The sequence below is a fragment of the Natrinema soli genome, from assembly GCF_028618695.1.
Window position 1 is genome coordinate 1 of the sequence record NZ_JAQIVI010000843.1, and the last position, 643, is coordinate 643.

A 643-nucleotide genomic window follows, 5' to 3' on the forward strand; every position below is an offset into this window, starting at 1 on the left:
TGTGATTGTATCGGGTTTTCAACTCGCTCCCTACCAGGATCTCAAGTCGGGAGCGGTCGTCCCATTCGATGGTATACGACGTGTTGCGAATGACGGTATGCAGCTTGCGTCCATCGTCTTTGTTACCCCAAAACCCGGGTGGTTCGGGGTGTTCAGTGACCGATGTATCCGACTCGTCGTGATACTTCTTCCTGCCCTGTTGAATAGCTTTTCTACAACCCCTCAAGGAGGGAAAACTGTAGTATAGGCTGGTTCGTTTAGCAGCCATGAATCATGTACTTATCTGGCTTGGTTGCAAGAATGAAGATTGGTTTCTGAGATGTTGTCCTTCGACCTCTTGTTCGTGGCTGTAACACACCTACCCCGACGCCGTACCCCTATTCAACAGAGCACTTCTTCCTGTTCTCGAAGAAGCCGCGCCACGCTTCGCTGTTCTTGCGTATCACTTGCTGGGCAGTGGATGCACCAAGTACGCCTTTGTACTTGCCTTCGAGTTGGCCTGTATCGGCGTCCCACACATCACCATCGAAGCCGTCCTCGTCGTTGTACCGCATGAGACGTTCGTAATTGACTTCGTTCCAGAGAGCGGCGGAAGAATCCAACAGGTCCCGTAACAGTTTCTCTCCACTATCGGAGAGCGGTC

Annotated in this window: 2 pseudogenes; both read right to left on the reverse strand. The window is 51.9% G+C overall.

Annotated features, from left to right (window positions below):
- Positions 1-268 (reverse strand): annotated as a pseudogene (locus PGX04_RS34010) (hypothetical protein); the annotation flags it as partial.
- Between the two features lie 127 nt (positions 269-395).
- Positions 396-643: pseudogene (locus tag PGX04_RS34015) on the reverse strand (RNA-guided endonuclease TnpB family protein); the annotation flags it as partial.